Genomic DNA, 18,431 nt, shown 5'->3' with positions numbered 1-18,431 from the left:
AAATAAAAATACCAACTTTTGCGAAATAGTGTACTGACCTCCATAAGTTAGACTGAGGAATCTAGCTTATGGGGGTCAGCTTTTTATAGCAAAATATAGTTTTGAATTCAAGATGAAAGTTGTCAACGAGTATTAGCAAGGGAAATCAGGCTATGTACTATTATCAAAGAAGTGTACTATTCCCAACGAAACAGTCATCAAAGAATATAAAGGGAATTTTTCTATAAGCACTAAAGAAAATAACCGGACAGTCCCTGTTAATATTTCTGGTAATGAGTTGTTTAAACTGTTGTCTGCTGCTGCGAAAGCCACCATCCATTATGGTAATTTTCTTTATAATCCAAAGTACAGCATCAACTTGATATTTAAATGAAATGCTGATAACCTTATTATTTCATTTTATATCTTTTTAATCGCTGCGAAAGTGTTCCGGTATGTATTTCAAACAAATGATTATCAAAATCGTAAAAGTATAATGATTTCCCTTCACCGTATATGCGTGGACGTGATGGTTTAAATTCCACTCCCAATTGTCGAATCCGTGATTCATATATTTCAAATTCAGTCTCCGGTATTTTAAATGCAATATGGTTATAAGTTCGTGTTAAAAGTGATTTCCCCTCCATAATCGCGATCCATTGCCCGCCGATTACGAAAAATTTCTCTCTTGATATCGAAAATGTATTATCCCCACTGGAATAAACTTCTTCTGCATTAAATATTTGGTTAAAAAATTTGGTTGCAAGTATAAGGTCTTTAACAATAAAAGTTATATGACTGATACCCTCTATCACATGACCACCTCCCATTAAATCACATTATTTAAACTTTTTAAAGCGAAAGAAATATATTCATATTCTGTAAATTGAATCATCACATCGGTCACTTTGTAAATAAACCTGACATTCTTATCACTACCCGCGCAACAATCTTCAAAATAAACTTAAAATCATATTCCTATAAATAAGAATGACACTCATACCACTAAAGGAACAATTTTTTGTCTTTGCACATCAATAATTCCCCTATCTGTCAATTTTAAAAAAGGACTTACGGGAAGGGACAAAGTACTCAGCGACATAATAACGTTATTATGTTCATACCCAAGTTGTTCCAGCGATTGGCGGATTTGTTTTATCTGCCCGCCCAATACCGGCAACGATTGATCAGAAAGGATTCCGGCAATAGGAAGCGGTGCAAAAGCTTCTATCTTATCATTCAATACAGCGACATAACCACCTTGATTTTTTATAATGGTGTTAGCGGCGATCGTCATATCTTTTTTATTTTGACCGATTACCAGCAAATTATGATGGTCATGGGCGTAAGTTGTCGCTGCCGCACCACGTTTCATAAATAAATACTTTTCCTCCTAGAATATATTTTTCTTTGATTATTCAGACAATATAAAATACCGATTGAATACAGAGATTTCTGGTATATTATGATATAAGTATATTTCACTAATAAGTATAATAATACCTATACCTATAAAATGATATTCTTAACGATTATTAAAAATATCATTTCATTTATCCGGAAAAGACTGAGCTAATCTGTTGCAGAAGACAAATTAGTAATAAAATCAAACATGCCATTTATTATATCACCAATTTTCGGTTTGTCATTCCAGGCTGTTTATTCCAGGTCATATTGATAAATGTTTACTAAAATAATATATCATCATAAACATCTGGTCTTGCATTTCTATATTATCCTGTTAGGATTAATATATATTATTATATTAACACCTCATAATAATAACGTTCCATTACCACAAAAATCATCATGATCTTATTTATTCTTCTATTCAATTTAACATATACAATCAACTTAGCAACTGATTTTTATCAAAAAAAGAAACGGGGTAATTAAATTGATTTCCAAAGAATGTATCCAAAAACAAATTATTGAGGCAATAACCAATGTAAAAAAGAAAAACCCTATGGCAGCTTCTATTACAAACACCGTTACAATAAATTTTGTAGCCAATGCCCAGCTTGCTGTTGGCGGTTCAGCCGCAATGATCTATCTGCCCGATGAAGCCGAAGCTCTGGCTAAAGCCGGTAATGCCATGTATATTAACTTTGGGACATTACTGCCTGTCTATGAAGAATCCATTCCCCTGGCAGTAAAAACTCTGCATGATCAAAAAAAACCGCTGATCATAGACCCTGTAGGTATAGGTGCGGGCAGTTTAAGAAAAAAATTGCTTAATTTGTTAAAAATTTATAAACCTGATATAATACGCGGTAATGCTTCAGAAATAATTGCATTAGCCAACTTATGGGGATTACCCAGTGGTGTGGCACGTTCAGGCATCCGTGGCGTTGATTCTACGGATGAAGTAATTTCTGCCAAACAAGCAGCAATTTCTTTGTCAAAATGGACCGGCGGCACCGTGGCCGTATCGGGTGAAACAGACCTGATCACGGACGGCAGCCATATTATCTTTTCATATGGCGGTTCACCTTTTTTCAAAATAATTACGGGGTCAGGTTGTTCTCTGGGTGGAGTAATTGCTATTTATGCAACAGTTTCATCTCCGCTTATCGCAGCGCTGACCGCTGTTTCCATTTATAACTTAGCTGGGAAACGTGCCGAAAGATCTATACATGGTCCCGGCCATTTTCAGGTACAATTTCTGGATGAACTTTATAAGGTAACTGCTGAAGATGTGGCTGCCAACTTATTTACCATAGAGGAGATATAAAAAATGAATACATTAATCGCTGTTGCCATCGCTCCCTGCGGTGTAGGAGATGAATTGTCCCCAGACGTAGCCAAAGCTGTTCAGGTTATCCGCAGTTCAGGTCTGCCTAATAGAACCAATTCCATGTTTACCGAGATTGAAGGCGAATGGGATGACGTAATGAAAGTGGTTAAAGAAGCCGCCTTTATATTAGCAGAAAAAGGAATCCGCACTGAAGTTGTTTTGAAAGCAGATATACGTCCCGGATTCAAAAACATGATGCAGGAAAAAACCGCAAAAATAAACCATATTCTGGGGGATTCAAAATGAATATGCGAAAAGTCCTAAATATTTCTGCTTACTTAGTGGTCGGTCCTGAAAATACAAATAACCGCCCTGTAAAAGACATTATAAAAGCCGCCGTCAATGCCGGATTCACTTGTATACAAATACGTTCCAAAACAGCATCGGCACGTGAACTTATAGAGCTTACCAAGCAGGCTGCGGCTGTCATTGCCGCAGCCGGTAAAACAGATACAGTTGCTCTTCTCGTTGATGACCGTCTCGATGTTGTTTTAGCTGCAAGACAAGCAAGTATAAAGGTAGATGGCATTCACGTCGGACAAACGGATATCCCCGTAAATATCTGCAGAAAATATTTAGGAGAAAATTCCATAATAGGTTTATCGGCAAAAACAGATGAATTATTTTCCTATGTAAAAACAGCCGATGTAGGTCAAATCGACTATTTTGGGGCAGGTCCACTGCATGAAACTGCCACAAAACCGGATTGTGGCAAAGATAAGCAGGGCAATATCATCACGCGAAGCTTTGCTGATATTACAAAACTGGCAGAAATAAGTCCCATTCCTGTCGTCGTTGGCGGTGGTGTCAAAATAAATGATATCCCGCAGCTAGCCCATACAAAAGCCGCCGGATTTTTTGTTGTCTCCGCAGTAGCACAGGCTGCTGACCCACAGTACGCTGCTTCCGAACTAGTCAAAACATGGCATAAAAATATACAATGACACTTGTATGGCATACTGAGTAAGCGGCTATTATTGTACTTTGGCATGTATAATAGCCGCTTTTTCTATATGTTCCCTATTAATCTGCTCTGTTAAAACATCATGAACATAAATAAAAAAAGAAAAAACTTTGCCCATGCTGCTATCAAGAAGTTTAAAATACTACGCACAATTTTTTCACAACCTTATTTCTGTCCAGCCATACCAATGAAGGAGATAAATCATCTTATGACAGCACCAGACCATAATAAACAAATCAATACAACCCTGCTTACTATTTTTTTAGGTATGCTGGCAGCCATAGCACCGCTTTCAACAGATATGTATTTACCATCTTTACCGGAAGTGATGAACAGTTTTTCCGTATCACCGTCAATTATTCAGATGACATTAACAGCATCTATGGCAGGAATGGCCGCCGGCCAAATCTTTACCGGCCCGCTCAGTGACAGCAAGGGAAGAAAAGTTCCCCTATTTCTGGGTATGATTCTATTTACTATATCGACTGTCATCTGCGCCTTGTCAAAATCGATCGACATTTTTCTGATATTTCGTCTTATTCAGGGATTTACCGGTGGAGCGGGAATCGTCATTGCCAGAGCCATTGCCCGCGATGTATGCTCCGGCCCGGCTCTAACTAAATTTTTTTCCATGCTGATGCTTGTTAATGGTCTGGCACCTATATTGTCACCGGTTATAGGTGCCCAAATCTTACGTTTTTCTTCATGGCGCGGTATATTTATCTTCCTCTTTCTAATCGGTATATTGCTCAGTATAGGCGCTTTCACTATGAAAGAAACACTTCCGGTAGAAAAACGTCTTTCCAGCAATTTTTCGGCAAGTCTGCATAGCTTTACTCTGTTATTCAAAGAACGTTATTTCATGGGACATTGCATAATGCAATGTTTTGCTTTTGCTGCATTTTTTGCTTATATTTCAGGTTCTTCTTTTGTATTTCAAAATATTTATAATGTTTCACCGCAGGAGTTCAGCTACATTTTTGGTGCTAATGGCATCGGCCTTATGATAGGAGGAGTTCTTGTCAACAGGCTGGCCGGCCATATTGCTGAATGGAAACTCTTGCTAATATCGCTTTTGCAAGCTTTTTGCGGCAGCTTACTTCTGCTTATTTGTTTTCTTACCAAAGCTCCGCTTTCATTGATTATTATTATTTTATTTCTGGTCATTTTTACAGTATCTGTCATGAGTTCCACCAGTTTTTCACTGGCCATGCAGGCTCAGCGAAAAACTGCCGGTGGAGCCTCAGCGCTCATTGGCTTTTTTTCTATGATATCCGGTGCCGTAATGGCGCCTCTTGTGGGAATAGCCGGCAGCAACACGGCAATTCCCATGGCCGTTATTATCGTATTAGGAGAATTTGGTGCTCTAATATCATTTTATCTTATAATTTATCCTTTTCACAAAAAATCAGTGTAAGACTTATACCTAATTTTATGTCTGGAAATAAACAAAGCTGTCGCACCTAAACATTTTCATTCACAAATGTGTTATTTCGTTCCCCTCTGCCCACAAAAGACAGACAACCACATGACGGCAGCGAATTACACTTTATGAAGCTAATGCCATTAGTGCGACAGCCCGTTATATCTTTGACCAATGATCGGTACATCAATCCAAGGATATCTGCCGCCATTTATTACAAGAAACTTTTGACAGCATTAAAAGCCACACTGCCGCCGTTAAGAGAAGTATGCAAGAACAATGTACCTTCTTGTGTGCTCACACTGTCTATGTTTATTGCATCCACAAGACTGCTGCCCATTATTGTAACATCTTTTAATGATGACTGATCGATAAATGGTTTAAAATTAATTATTAAATTATTACCATCAACATCAGTAGTAATTCCATATTCATTGCCATTAAGCGGATTACCGAACAATTTTACCAAAAGTCCCGCACTTACTCGGGAAAATATCCATGAAGTCAATGGACGGCCCACAAGTTCTTTTTTCTGGATATGAACTGTCATTGAAGATATATCCTTATTTTGGACAAACTGCGTTATTGTCCCTTCCAGCTTTACTTTACCTGATGCCTTGCTGTCAATATTTACCTCAATTAGATTGTCCGGATGGATCAAAACTTCCAGGCTGCTTATATCCGGATAATTGGTCACAGCCGACTGGACATAGCTATCAACCACCGATTGCGGTACCGCTACAATTCCACTTTCCAATTGACTAAAGGTTTGTGAATCCCAAGTATCCTTGATAATTTTTTCTGAATTATCGTCAATAAAGCCAAAGGCAAATACTGACCGTGTAAACAAAAGCAACAATAAGGAACATACTAAAAAAATTCTATTAAATCTCACCCACAAACACCTCTATTAAAATCAATTCTGCCGCCTGACGGCATCTGCACTGTATTATACATTTTTTCTCATCAGGTGAAAAGGATAAAATTTCACGGAATTACTGAATTCACAATAATTATCACGGTTTGAGTTTATTTTCTCTAATCGGACAGAACCCTTCCGATTATTCGCAAAGTAAGAAAAATGCCCTGTCTTCTTAGACTTGAAGCGGGGCTTGCCAAAATGCTTACGATTATTCCAAAAATTATTGTAAGCCCTATTCAGATTCAGTTGGGCGTTCGCAAGAACCATGCTGTCAACTTCCTTCAGCCAAGGAAATTCATATTTGTACTGTGCTGGTGTATTATTCAGTTTCTTACCTGTTTCTTTATAGTGATCAAAGCGGTCGCCAAGCATCTTGCTATAGATGAATCTGATACAGCCGAACGTCTTAGCAAACATAATCTTTTTCAGTGGTTATAATCAATTCTTCCTCTTTTACGGCTGATTATATTGCCAAACAAGACAAAAAGCGACCGCAATTAACATATATAATACAATTTTAGCAAAATCTTAACATTAGTTATTCTCGCAGCCATATACTACAAGTAAAAAATATAGTATGATAAAAATATAGCATATTTAAAATTCATTTAATATATGAGGTGATTATTATGACGAATGTTTTGATATTAACTGCATCCGTAGGAAACGGTCACAATCAGGTTGCTTTAAATCTGCAGCATAAACTTACTGCTGCCAATTGTAATGTAAATACTGTTGATTTTCTCCAAGCATCTTCCTATGATTTAAATAATTTATTTTGTAATGTATATCAGAGGATATTACAATATAAACCTGATTTTTTTCGTTCAATATGCCATGTCAGTGAAAATAATCGGCTCAACAATATAAAATATCTTATTGGAAAAATGAACCGGCATATAATCCATCGACTCGCAAAACAATACCATCCTGATTGTATTGTCTGCACACATTTTTTCCCGCTGGCAGCGGCTGCCTCCTGCAAAGAAAAATATCATTTACCTTTCAAATTAGTCGGTATCGTAACGGATTATACAGTACACCCTGTCTGGCAAATAGACTCCGTCGACACATATTTTTTAGCACATCCGTCTCTTATCGGGCAATTTCCCGTTGATTTTAATCCAGCCTGCCAGATTATTCCCACAGGAATTCCCGTAGGTACAGAATTTACCCCTGTTTATCCTCCCACCATATCAAACAATATCTTGATTATGACCAGCAATCAAACACAACAGAATATATCCTGTTTAATAAATACAGCCGTGCGGCTTCCATCGACAATTTCAATAACTTTTATAACCGGCAATAATAAACAATACTATTCCCAGCTAAAAGAACTGTCCACATACCACAAAAATTTTACTGTAATCGGATTTACAAAACATGTGGCTTTTTATATGAAAAAATGTGACCTTCTTATCACTAAACCCGGTGGTGCCACATTGTCGGAAGCGCTGGCTGTCGGCATACCGCTCATAATTTCATCACCTATCCCCGGTATAGAAGAGGCCAATGCACGTTTCATTGAAACAAACGGTTTGGGATTTTGGGCTCATGAAACTGCACAGCTTCCAGCATTAATTAAGGACCTGCTGCATAATCCCGATAAACGCCGCCTTATCCGCCAAAAAATGCTTAATCTAAAAATCTCGGGGGCTGCTGAGAAAATACAGCAAGAATTACTCGGCAGACTTTTAAAAAAAGACAAAGTCGCCTAACGTATATTTTGAACCTTCCAGAAAAACCGGCAATTATTTAAAAATATTATATATTTTTCATAAAAGGGAACGTCTGATTGATTATCTTACGGTATATCAATCAGGCGTCCTTTTTTACATTACCGGGCTGAATAAATTATATTTATTTAATTTTTTCGATCGAAATACTAACCTGATATGTGCCATATACCGATAATTTATTCAAAAAATCTAATAGCTCAGCTTGATTATTATATACCAAATTAATCAGATATCCGCCTTCACCACTTATCTGATAAGCACTGAGAACTTTATCATTATTTCTCAAAAACCTTTTCAATTGCTGATGTGATGTTGTTTTCATAAATAATGTCACAAATGATTTTGTCTTCTTTAAAAAATCATCACCGGTTATTATAGTAAATTGCTTTATTACTTTATCTGCAACTAATTTATTTAATCTGTTTTTTACAGCAGGAGCAGTTAAGTGAACTTTTTCACTTATGTTTTTCATAGAAGCTCTGGAGTTTTCCCTTAATAATTCTATGATTTTTAAGTCTAAATCATCCAAGCTACACACCTCTCCATTATTTATAAAAATATTATACCACTTTATATATCAAATTCTGCAGCTATTATTATTTCATAAACGAATGTATCACGCAGTAAAATTTGTCCATCTAAAGTTTTTATTGCACTATAATTATATTATAAATTCAAATCCTGCGTATAAAAATTTTAAAACTTCCCCCAAATATTATTTTAATAAAATCAGGTGGTTTTCTTGAAAAAGTCTTTTTGGACAAAAACTTATATACAAAACATTGCCATAAATTTTTTAGTGTATACAATTTCATATCAAATGATGCAATATTCAACTATTTATTCTATAAAATATTTTAATACTACCGTGAGTGAAGCTGGTATGGCATCAGGAATATTCATAATAGGAAGTTTGATTTCTCGTTTTATTTCTGGATTTTATATAAATATTATTGGACGCAAAAAAACAATCTTAATAGGTGCCATAATCTATTCAATAGGAATAATACTATATTTTGTGGCAATTAATTACAATGTATTCATCATAGTAAGATTTTTTCATGGAGTTGGGTTTGGAATTATTGCTATTGCTTCCAGTGTGTTAGCAGCTGTAATTATTCCAAAATCAAAAAAAGGTGAGGGTATTGGGTACTTTACTTTAAGTATGACCTTGGCATCAGCTTTTGGACCGTTTATTATTCTAACGCTTATCAATAAAGAGATTTTTTCTGTTGGACTATATATTGCTGCTTTAATGTCTATAATAATTATTGTTCTTACTATTTTTGTAAAAATTCCGGAAAATAATTCTACACGAAAGTGTAATGACTTACAATCAGGTAAATCCATCAGAAAATTTATTTCTAAAGAAGCTTTGCCAATTGGATTTATTGGTTTTTTATCTGGAATTTGTTTTTCTTCAGTGCTGAGCTACATAGGAATATATGCCAAAATGATTGGATTAGCTGACGCCGCAGGAATATATTTTATTGTTTATGGGATAGCTTCATTTATAAGCCGTCCTATTATTGGTAAATTGTTTGATAGATTTGGAAGTAATATCATAATGTATCCGGCTTTGATTTTAATAATTATATCTATGTTTCTGACTGGTATTGCTCATACTGAAAGTGTGTTATTATTAAGTGCTTTTTTAATAGGAACAGCAAATGCAGGTATCACAGCAGGAGGACATACTATTGCTATAAATAAAGTTTCACCAAATGAAATAGGTACTTCGACAGCTACTTTTTATGCATTGCTTGAACTGGGGTATGGTATTGGTCCTATTATATTGGGAAATACTGTTTTCATGTATGGAATTCGCAGCTTATATTTTTCGGCTATGGTTGTAGGAGTAATTGGAATGATATCTTATAGTATATTATCAGGTAAATTTAACCATTAATCACATTTAATGTTTTAATAAAATTTTTCTTCCAATTCTGCCATGATATGAAAAAATATTATAAGCATTATTATTATGGATCAACCAGTAGAGACTATGCGAAGATATTGGTTTAGGAGATCTACCGGCATAATAATACATCTCTTTTTTTAAGTAAATTTAATTTCCATATACATGCGCTTTATTGTATTTCACATATATTATATTGTTAAATTATTATTGTTAATATTATATTAATAATATAGGCCGTTTATACTTAAAAACAATGCTTAAAAGAATATCAGTCTTAAAAGCAGTGCTTGATTTCCTATCAAAAGATACTGTATTTTTTTGTGATAATAAAAATGGGGCTGCGTGCAGCGGCCCCTTAATCATAGGATCAAATGATATTGCACCTCAGCCGGGTAATTTTATAAAAATTACTCTATCGGCAAAAGATAGTTTCGATAAAACTTTGGCCTGCCATCGCATAAATACACCCGTGGTAATCGCCGTGCCATCATACAGACTATTTCATAGTTTATCGTACCGAGTTTTTCAGCTATTTCGTCAGCAGTTATCACAGCCCTGCCCTGGGAACCGAACAATACTGCTTCATCACCGCTATGAACATTTTTTATTCCGCTTATATCCACCATACATTGATCCATGCAAATATTTCCTACAACAGGTGCTTTTTGTCCATGAATCAAAACATCTGCCTTTCCCGAAAGCATACGAGTATAACCATCGGCATAACCGATTGGTAAAGTAGCTATCATACACTCCTTGTCAGCAATAAATTTTCGGCCATAACTGACACTGCTGCCCTTAGGCAGCTTTTTTATATGGGTAATACGGCATTTAAATGACATTACCGGTTTCAAAGCTGTTCTACTTATATCTACTTCACTTGACGGTGCCAGTCCATAAATAATTATACCGGCACGAACCATATCCCAATGATAATGGGGTAAGTCAAGAATAGCCGCACTATTGGCGCAATGATGTACATTTATTTTTACCCCTTCTTCTTCAAGACGGGTGCAGACATATTTGAAACGTTTATATTGTTCGTTGGTAAAACTTTTATCCTTGCTGTCAGCAGTAGCAAAATGTGTAAAAATGCCTTCCATGACGATACCCGGTAACTTGCTGATACGTCTTATCTCCTGTATGCTGGTTTCATTAGGCTGATAACCGATACGTCCCATGCCGCTGTCAATCTTTATATGCAGCCGTACATTGCGATGCTGTCGTACCGCCTCATCAGAAAAAGCTTTAGCCATATCATAATCAAATATTGGAATATCTATGCCATATAAAACGACCAAGTCAGCCTGCTCGGGGAACACTGTGCCGAGAATCAAAATAGGTGCCGTTATATTGTGCTGACGCAATTCTATCGCTTCATCAAGTTCTGCTACGGCCAGCCGGTCAGCACCATTTTGCAATACTACTTTGGCCGTTTCACAGGAACCATGCCCATAGGCATTTGCCTTTATAACCGCAGTCACCTGAGCCTTTTCAGCAGTAAGGCGGCGAATTTCACGCATGTTTTGCGCCAATACATCTAAATCGACTTCCACCCAGGCCGGCCGAATTTTTGTTATATCCACAAGTATTCCCTCTTTATAAAATTTTATTTGGCAACGCCATAAAATAATTATCACATTCAGACATTACGCCTTAAATTGTAGCAGACATATCAATAAAACAAAAGCCTGCCAGTCAAATTTATCTATTTATTTTGTCTTAAATGCTCAATTTTTTTATGTATTCTATAAAATCTATGAATGATTGTTTTATGTCGTGCTGACTGATATTAATTGAATACTATTTTAGCTTTTCCTATTTTATAAATATTTTGATAAACATACACACAGTAAATGTTTTATAATAGTGATAGTCAATATATTGCATACCTTAAAATTACATTTGCCTCATGCTATTTATTGATTAAATTATACTTTACTAACAGACTTTCTCTCTATATAATTTATGTTATAGAATATGCATATAAATTAATAATCATTATGTGTTAATTTTGTATATAAAGAAGTGAAAATCAAATGAAAAATTTTATAATTTCAGACAAAATAATAACAGAATGGCAGGAAATTTTAAATTTAATTGTCAGCATCAGCGGAGTCAAAGCAGGTCTAATCATGCATATAAATGGAGATTACCTGGAGGTACTCACAAAAAATACCAACAAAACCAGTCCCTATCTCATAGGCGAAAAAAATCATTTGAAAGACTCCGGTCTTTATTGCGAAACAGTCATAAAAAAACAGGAAATGCTGCTCGTCGATAATGCATTAAAATCGGATAAATGGAATCACAATCCTGATCTGCAATATAATATGATTGCCTATTTAGGTTTTCCTATACGGGATTCTGATGGCACTCCATTTGGCACAATCTGTATTCTCGATAACAAAGAAAATCATTTTCCCCCCCATATTATCAAATTAATGGAAAAAATGCGCGATCTGCTGGAAAAAAATCTAATAATAGAAAATAAGTTTATAAATATGAAACATCTGGCAGATAATTCACTAATGCATAAGGTAATTGACAATATTCCCACATCAATATGTCTAAGTCTGCTTTCACCCAAATACAGGATATTATATGTCAATCAACATTTTAAACAAACTTTTGGTGAATTTACAAGTGACATAATGTCATTATCTGATTGGTTCAGTAAAAATAATTCTGATGACGCAGAACAAACCAATTATTATATATGGAAAAAGGTTGTGCATGAGGCAGTAAGCAATCCGGGTACTCCAACTAATCCTTGTGAAATGAACTTGGTTTCTCCTGATTTTTCACTCCGCCGCACATTAATTATCGCAGTGGTTCTTGATAAGATATTATTGACTTCACTTATCGACTTATCCAGAATCACTTATCTGCAGAATGATTTTTCGATAAGTGAAACTAACAATGAACTTTTATATGACAACTCGTTGGATGTAATCTGGACATTAAATAAAAATAGTAATTTAACTTATGTCAGTCCAACCGTCAGAAATATAACCGGCTATACTGTGGACGAGTGTCTTAAATCATCTATCAAAAATATGTTTGCTGAAAGCTCGTGGGAAATCATACAAAAAATTTTAACTGAGATATATTCTAATATAAATGCCAATAAATCAGCTCATGTTTATCGCCAGGAAGTACAGGTAAAACGTAAAGACAACAGTTTATTCTGGGGCGAGCTTACTATGAATTCAGTTTATGACAGCAATGGAGAATTTATCGAACTTGTCGGTGTAACACGTGATATAAGCATGCGCCGAAAATTTGAAAATCAACTTATTCACTTGGCAACACATGATATACTTACTGATCTGCCCAATGCCAGGCTGAGCAGTGAACGGCTTTCCACCGCTTTAAGTATGTCCAAACGTTATAATAGACTTGTCGCCGTAATGTTCATGGATTTAAATCTTTTTAAAAAGATAAATGACAATTATGGTCATTCAGCCGGCAATGCTGCTCTTAAACATTTTGCTGCAGTCCTGCGCAGTTCCATATGTGAAACGGATACAGCAGCCCGTATTGGCGGTGATGAATTTCTGGTAGTTGCGGTTAATCTGCAAACACGAAATTCTGCCGCAAAAATTGCCGAAAAAATATTGAAAACCATTTCAGAACCATTTATAATAGATGGCCATTATCTAAAGCTCAGTGCCAGTATCGGCATTACTTTATATCCGTCTGACGGTAAAAACGTTGAACAGTTGATTAACCTGGCCGATTCGGCAATGTACGAAGCAAAAAAACAAGGTCATAATAAATATAAATTTGCTGATGAGATTCACAAACAACGGCAATCATTATTATCAATATAACTTTTCCAAAACTGTTTCATCAATTTTAAAAGTGTGCTTCTTTTCAGGGAATTGTCCGTTTTGCACTTCTGTGGCATAGTTATTAAGTGCCTTTGTGATGCTTGTCTTTAAATCGGCATATTTCTTTACAAATTTGGGTGTAAAATCACTGTACATTCCTAATACATCATTTACAACAAGAATCTGTCCATCACAATATCGTCCGGCACCTATTCCGATAGTAGGTACTTTGACCCGTTCAGTTATTATTTGTGCAAGCTTTTCCGGTACCGCTTCTAATACAATGCTAAAAACGCCTGCTTGTTCCAAAGCCATAGCATCATCTATAAGCTTCTGCGCAGCAGCTGTTTCTTTTCCCTGTACTTTAAACCCACCCATGATATTTATCGACTGAGGTGTCAAGCCAATATGCCCCATAACTGGTATCTGTGCATTGACAACAGCCTGTACTGTCTGCACCATACGCTGTCCGCCTTCCAATTTCACTGCATCTGCACTGCCCTCTTGGATCAACCTGCCGGCATTGCGTATGGCATCTTCACTATTGACCTGATAAGACAAAAACGGTAAATCGGCAACTATCAAAGCTCTATGTACCCCACGGGAAACACAACGGGAATGATAAACCATATCTTCCATTGTCACTTTTAGTGTTGATTTATTACCCTGCATGACCATACCGAGTGAGTCACCAACAAGAATACTGTCTATGCCGCTGTCATCGACAATTTGTGCCATTGAATAGTCATATGCAGTCAGCATAGTTATTTTTTTACCGGTCTGTTTGGCATCAAAAAACGATTGCGTCGTAAATTTATCTTTATTCATCATAATTCTCCTTTTTTAATAAGCATTTTAATTTTTGGGCATCAGACAGTGTAATTCTTTTATTTTCTGCCATTTTTATTGTTGCTATAGTCAAAATACGATATAACTCAGTTTTTTCCGGCAAATATTTTTTAATACTGTCATATTGCGCTGCTACTGTCCCCGCATCATTGCGTACTATTGGTCCCGTCAACGCTTTAACTGTGCCATATCGTTTTATGTTGTCCAGTGTTCCTTCTATAAGTGGAGCAACTGCTGAAAACACAGCTTTCTTATCAATACCTGCTGTTTCTATACATTGCATCCCAAAATCAAGTAATGTAACCAGATAATTGGATATTACTGCAGCTCCGGTATGGTATAGGGCTTTTTGCCGTACAGTTATTTGTCCATAATCGGCATCAGCAGCATTCAAAATCTCCTGTATTACCAACAGTGCTTGTGCTGTTCCCTCAATAGTAAAAAATGTTTTTTCAAGAAATTTTGCACTGATTTGTGGATCACTAAAACTTTGTAATGGATGAATACTGCCTACTGCACCTCCGGCAATTTTAATATTTTTCAGACATTCGCTGCTATGAGCTCCGCTCGTATGCAGCCATACTTTGCAACGCCACGTTTTCCGCCGTAACAGCGCAGCGATCTGAGCATCAACATCCGGTAATGCATCATCATTTACAGTTATAAAAATAACATCACAGCCGGCAGTCAGTTCGTCAGGTGATATATAAGCTGTACTTTGTGTCAAGTTTGCAGCATTGTTGGCAGATTCAAATGATCTGCTGTAATATCCGGCAACAGTCAGACAATGCTTTTTTAAATATATCCCCAATGATTTACCAACCTTTCCAGCTCCGATAAATCCTATATTTATAAATATCAACTCCTTAAAAAATAAAAAATGCCTTTTTCACCCGAATACATCGTCGCAACAAAGGCTGATGCATTTTTAAATGAAAAAGACATTATTATTCCTAATGCAATATGTGTCAGTCTTTGTCCCGCAAGGATCAAAGCATAATATAAAATAATGGACATAACAGGTGTTTTTAATCTGTCGCACGAATGGTATCAGTTTCATAAAATGCAGTTCCCGCAATGATAAGCATATTGCATATTCATAAATTGACTATATTACGTGTGACACTTCTATAATACTATAATCATTGTGCAGTTCCCCGCAGAGATACTACCAATACACTGAGTATAAAACATAACCGGCTCATTTGCAATATAATCCGATAAAGCCAACCAATTCTACTGTCGAAAATTTTCATTTTGTAAATCTGCTATAATATATTACTGTAATGAAAATCAATTTATGATAAAATAAGGCCGTAAACAAATTAATCTGAGGAGTACTACTAATTGAAAGCAGAAACAAAAGTAAAGTTTTTAGGTTATGGGCTGCTCATTATTTTAATTGGCAGTGTGTATGTCCTGGCACCGGATTTTTATAACAATATTTTCTATCTGGCCGTCAATGGCAATATGGAGGAAATAGCCGCCTACATTGATTCATTCGGCACACTGGCTATTTTCCTTGGATTTATGCTGGTATTGCTCGTTAATATTGTCGGCCTGCCATCTATATTTATAATCACAGCCAATGGTTTATTGTTTGGTCCTGCTATCGGCATAATGATTTCCTGGATTGCCGAAAGCATCGGCGTAGTGATAGGTTTCTGGTTAATGCGTACTATTCTCCGTCCCACAGCTGAAAAACTTATTCATAAAAGTTCTAAACTAAGCAAAATCGATGATTTCAGCGGTGAAAGCGGGTTCAAGCTTATGCTGGTGTTACGATCACTGCCTTACTTTCCCTCCGGTGTACTCACAGCCTTTGGTGCCATAAGTAAAATATCAACCAAAGATTATGCTCTTTCCAGTTTTATCGGCAAATTGCCGGCAACTGCTCTCGAAGTTATGATCGGCCATGATATCTTCACCTACAACCAGAACTTAGAACGTTTGTTCATAGTAATTATATTAGCTATAATAGTTTATGGTGGCATTTGGTATTTCAATAAAAAGCACATTCGTAATAAAAAATAATACTTTCATGGTTATTCTATTGATTTTATTTATATTTTTAGTATAATAAAAAAGCAAGACATTATACAATGTTACAATCTATTAGGAGGTAATCTTTTGATCAAAGTTATAGTTAACGGTGCCCGCGGCAAAATGGGCCGTGCCGTTCTGACTGCTGTAACTGCCGACAAAGACTTAGAGTTAGTCGGTGCCGTTGATGTCACTGGTGGAATGGATATCGGTGATCTCATCGGAGCAGCAAAAACCGGTATCATTGTCGACAGTGATTTGCAACGGGTAATCACTACTGTGAACCCTGATGTAATGGTTGATTTTACACGTCCCGATGCAGTTTTTAATAATGCCTGCCAGGCACTTGAAAATCATGTTTGTCCTGTCATTGGTACAACCGGACTATCAGATGAAGCTAAGGATAAGCTTAATGAAATAGCTTTAAAATATAATACTCCGGCTTTTATTGCGGCAAATTTTGCTATTGGTGCCGTGCTCATGATGATAATGGCCAAGAAAGCCGCCAAGTATCTCCCTAATGTCGAAATAATCGAATTACATCATGACCAAAAGCTTGATGCTCCCTCCGGGACGGCAATCACCACCGCTGAAATGATCAGTGAAGTACGCAAACCAATGAAACAAGGCAATCCCAATGAAACAGAAAAATTAAAAGGCGCACGCGGTGCACAATTAAACGGCATTCCAATTCATAGTGTACGTCTGCCCGGTTACGTAGCTCATCAGGAAGTAATCTTCGGTGGTCTCGGTCAGACACTCACTATACGCCATGATTCTATTGACCGTACTTCCTTTATGCCGGGGGTTTTGCTGGCATGTAAAAAAGTAATTCATTTAAAAGGCTTAGTCCGCAACCTCGACAAAATAATGTAACGGAGGAATATACATGAAAAAATACAACGTTGCTATTTTAGGAGCAACCGGTGCTGTAGGGCAGGAATTTTTAAAACTCATAGAAGAACGGCATTTCCCTTTTGCTAAACTTAGATTACTGGCTTCCAAACGTTCTGCCGGCAAAAAAATAACTTTTATGGGTAAAGAATACACTGTTGAAGAAGCAACCGACAATTCCTTTGAAAATATTCAGATTGCCTTGTTTGCCGGTGGTGCCGCCAGTAAAACTTTTGCCCCGGCTGCCGTAAAAGCAGGCGCAGTCGTCATTGATAACTCCAGTGCATTTCGCATGGATCCCGATGTACCGCTTATCGTCCCGGAAGTCAATCCTGAATTTATCAAAGAACATAAAGGTATAATAGCCAATCCTAACTGCTCAACAATAATCATGGTAATGGCACTTAAACCGCTGTACGACCGCTCAAAAATCAAGCGTATAGTAGTCTCTACCTATCAGGCTGTTTCCGGCGGCGGTAAAGAGGCAATGGCCGAACTGCAGCAGCAAACAAAAGACATTGTCGCCGGCAATCCGGTTAAAGCAGAGATTTTGCCGGGAGCATCATTTCCAAAACATTACCAGATTGCTTTCAATCTCATTCCGCAAATTGATGTATTTAAGGAAAATTTGTACACCAAAGAAGAAATGAAGATGATCAATGAAACCCATAAAATTCTAAATGATGATTCTATCGGCATTACTGCAACGACCATACGTGTACCGGTCTTTAGAAGTCATGCTGAATCGATCAACATCGAATTTACCGACGAAATAAGTGTTGTTGAGGCAAAAGAATTACTGTCTGCTTTTCCTGGTGTGACTGTCCAGGATAACCCGGCCGAAATGGATTATCCAATGCCGCTTATGACTTCTGGCAAAAACAATGTATATGTCGGTCGAATAAGAAAAGATTATTCTATCAAAAATGCTCTCAATATTTGGGTGGTTGGTGACCAAATAAGAAAAGGTGCAGCACTTAATGCTTTACAAATAGCCGAATATATGATTGATAATGATATAAATTAAGGACCACTTGACACCGCTATTTTTAATGCTATAA

General features: G+C 36.6%; 18 protein-coding genes. 10 read left to right on the top strand and 8 right to left on the bottom strand.

What is annotated here, in order from left to right:
• Positions 1–389 precede the first annotated feature (389 nt).
• Together fosX and F8M42_RS03135 are read right to left on the bottom strand one after the other, a co-directional pair.
• Positions 390–794, bottom strand: a complete 405-nt coding sequence (fosX, locus tag F8M42_RS03140) for a FosX/FosE/FosI family fosfomycin resistance hydrolase (RefSeq protein WP_182187926.1) — start codon at positions 792–794, stop codon at positions 390–392.
• Positions 795–976: 182 nt separating this feature from the next.
• Positions 977–1,354, bottom strand: coding sequence for an adenine deaminase C-terminal domain-containing protein (locus tag F8M42_RS03135; protein ID WP_182187925.1), 378 nt, complete (start codon positions 1,352–1,354; stop codon positions 977–979).
• 522 nt (positions 1,355–1,876) lie between these two features.
• On the opposite strand from F8M42_RS03135, the gene thiM reads away from it, so the two are divergent.
• The 4 genes from thiM (at position 1,877) to F8M42_RS03115 (ending at position 5,157) form a co-directional block, all read left to right on the top strand.
• Positions 1,877–2,713, top strand: a complete 837-nt coding sequence (gene thiM / locus F8M42_RS03130; RefSeq protein ID WP_182187924.1) for a hydroxyethylthiazole kinase — start codon at positions 1,877–1,879, stop codon at positions 2,711–2,713.
• Positions 2,714–2,716: 3 nt separating this feature from the next.
• Positions 2,717–3,022 (top strand): thiamine-binding protein, encoded by a 306-nt coding sequence (locus tag F8M42_RS03125; RefSeq protein ID WP_182187923.1) that lies wholly within the window; start codon positions 2,717–2,719, stop codon positions 3,020–3,022.
• Positions 3,019–3,720 carry a thiamine phosphate synthase gene (locus tag F8M42_RS03120; protein ID WP_182187922.1) on the top strand — a complete coding sequence of 234 codons (702 nt, stop codon included), beginning with the start codon at positions 3,019–3,021 and terminating at the stop codon, positions 3,718–3,720. The genes F8M42_RS03125 and F8M42_RS03120 overlap by 4 nt, the downstream gene beginning before the upstream one ends.
• Before the next feature lie 228 nt (positions 3,721–3,948).
• The gene (locus F8M42_RS03115) at positions 3,949–5,157 is read left to right on the top strand and encodes a multidrug effflux MFS transporter (protein ID WP_182187921.1); all 1,209 of its coding nucleotides are present in this window, start codon (positions 3,949–3,951) and stop codon (positions 5,155–5,157) included.
• A 220-nt stretch (positions 5,158–5,377) separates the two neighbouring features.
• Here F8M42_RS03115 and F8M42_RS03110 read toward each other — a convergent pair whose 3' ends face one another.
• Positions 5,378–6,058 carry a hypothetical protein gene (locus F8M42_RS03110; protein WP_182187920.1) on the bottom strand — a complete coding sequence of 227 codons (681 nt, stop codon included), beginning with the start codon at positions 6,056–6,058 and terminating at the stop codon, positions 5,378–5,380.
• A gap of 54 nt (positions 6,059–6,112) precedes the next feature.
• Positions 6,113–6,502: a helix-turn-helix domain-containing protein gene (locus tag F8M42_RS03105; protein WP_229711420.1), complete on the bottom strand. Its 390-nt coding sequence runs from the start codon at positions 6,500–6,502 to the stop codon at positions 6,113–6,115.
• 212 nt (positions 6,503–6,714) lie between these two features.
• On the opposite strand from F8M42_RS03105, the gene F8M42_RS03100 reads away from it, so the two are divergent.
• Positions 6,715–7,806, top strand: coding sequence for an MGDG synthase family glycosyltransferase (locus F8M42_RS03100; RefSeq protein ID WP_182187919.1), 1,092 nt, complete (start codon positions 6,715–6,717; stop codon positions 7,804–7,806).
• A gap of 142 nt (positions 7,807–7,948) precedes the next feature.
• Here the strand turns inward: F8M42_RS03100 and F8M42_RS03095 are convergent, their stop codons facing one another.
• Positions 7,949–8,356 carry an Lrp/AsnC family transcriptional regulator gene (locus F8M42_RS03095; protein ID WP_182187918.1) on the bottom strand — a complete coding sequence of 136 codons (408 nt, stop codon included), beginning with the start codon at positions 8,354–8,356 and terminating at the stop codon, positions 7,949–7,951.
• Positions 8,357–8,569: 213 nt separating this feature from the next.
• On the opposite strand from F8M42_RS03095, the gene F8M42_RS03090 reads away from it, so the two are divergent.
• Positions 8,570–9,736: an MFS transporter gene (locus F8M42_RS03090; RefSeq protein ID WP_182187917.1), complete on the top strand. Its 1,167-nt coding sequence runs from the start codon at positions 8,570–8,572 to the stop codon at positions 9,734–9,736.
• A 419-nt stretch (positions 9,737–10,155) separates the two neighbouring features.
• Here F8M42_RS03090 and alr read toward each other — a convergent pair whose 3' ends face one another.
• Positions 10,156–11,334, bottom strand: coding sequence for an alanine racemase (gene alr / locus F8M42_RS03085; RefSeq protein WP_268233956.1), 1,179 nt, complete (start codon positions 11,332–11,334; stop codon positions 10,156–10,158).
• A 453-nt stretch (positions 11,335–11,787) separates the two neighbouring features.
• Here alr and F8M42_RS03080 point away from each other — a divergent pair, with 453 nt between their 5' ends.
• Positions 11,788–13,584, top strand: a complete 1,797-nt coding sequence (locus F8M42_RS03080) for a sensor domain-containing diguanylate cyclase (RefSeq protein ID WP_182187916.1) — start codon at positions 11,788–11,790, stop codon at positions 13,582–13,584.
• On the opposite strand, the gene panB is transcribed toward F8M42_RS03080, so the two are convergent.
• Positions 13,576–14,415, bottom strand: a complete 840-nt coding sequence (panB, locus tag F8M42_RS03075; RefSeq protein WP_407672851.1) for a 3-methyl-2-oxobutanoate hydroxymethyltransferase — start codon at positions 14,413–14,415, stop codon at positions 13,576–13,578. The two genes, F8M42_RS03080 and panB, sit on opposite strands and share 9 nt — an antisense overlap.
• Positions 14,405–15,244, bottom strand: a complete 840-nt coding sequence (locus tag F8M42_RS03070) for a Rossmann-like and DUF2520 domain-containing protein (RefSeq protein WP_229711419.1) — start codon at positions 15,242–15,244, stop codon at positions 14,405–14,407. The genes panB and F8M42_RS03070 overlap by 11 nt, the downstream gene beginning before the upstream one ends.
• A 536-nt stretch (positions 15,245–15,780) precedes the next feature.
• Here F8M42_RS03070 and F8M42_RS03065 point away from each other — a divergent pair.
• From F8M42_RS03065 to F8M42_RS03055, 3 genes are all read left to right on the top strand, one after another.
• Entirely contained in the window at positions 15,781–16,467 is a 687-nt protein-coding gene (locus F8M42_RS03065; protein WP_182187914.1) for a TVP38/TMEM64 family protein, read from the top strand.
• A 96-nt stretch (positions 16,468–16,563) separates the two neighbouring features.
• Positions 16,564–17,352, top strand: a complete 789-nt coding sequence (gene dapB / locus F8M42_RS03060; protein WP_182187913.1) for a 4-hydroxy-tetrahydrodipicolinate reductase — start codon at positions 16,564–16,566, stop codon at positions 17,350–17,352.
• Positions 17,353–17,365: 13 nt separating this feature from the next.
• Positions 17,366–18,397, top strand: coding sequence for an aspartate-semialdehyde dehydrogenase (locus F8M42_RS03055; protein WP_182187912.1), 1,032 nt, complete (start codon positions 17,366–17,368; stop codon positions 18,395–18,397).
• Positions 18,398–18,431: the final 34 nt, after the last annotated feature.

Source organism: Pectinatus frisingensis, assembly GCF_014076555.1.
GTDB lineage: Bacteria > Bacillota > Negativicutes > Selenomonadales > Selenomonadaceae > Pectinatus > Pectinatus frisingensis.
This window is presented reverse-complemented; position numbering and strand designations above follow the sequence as displayed.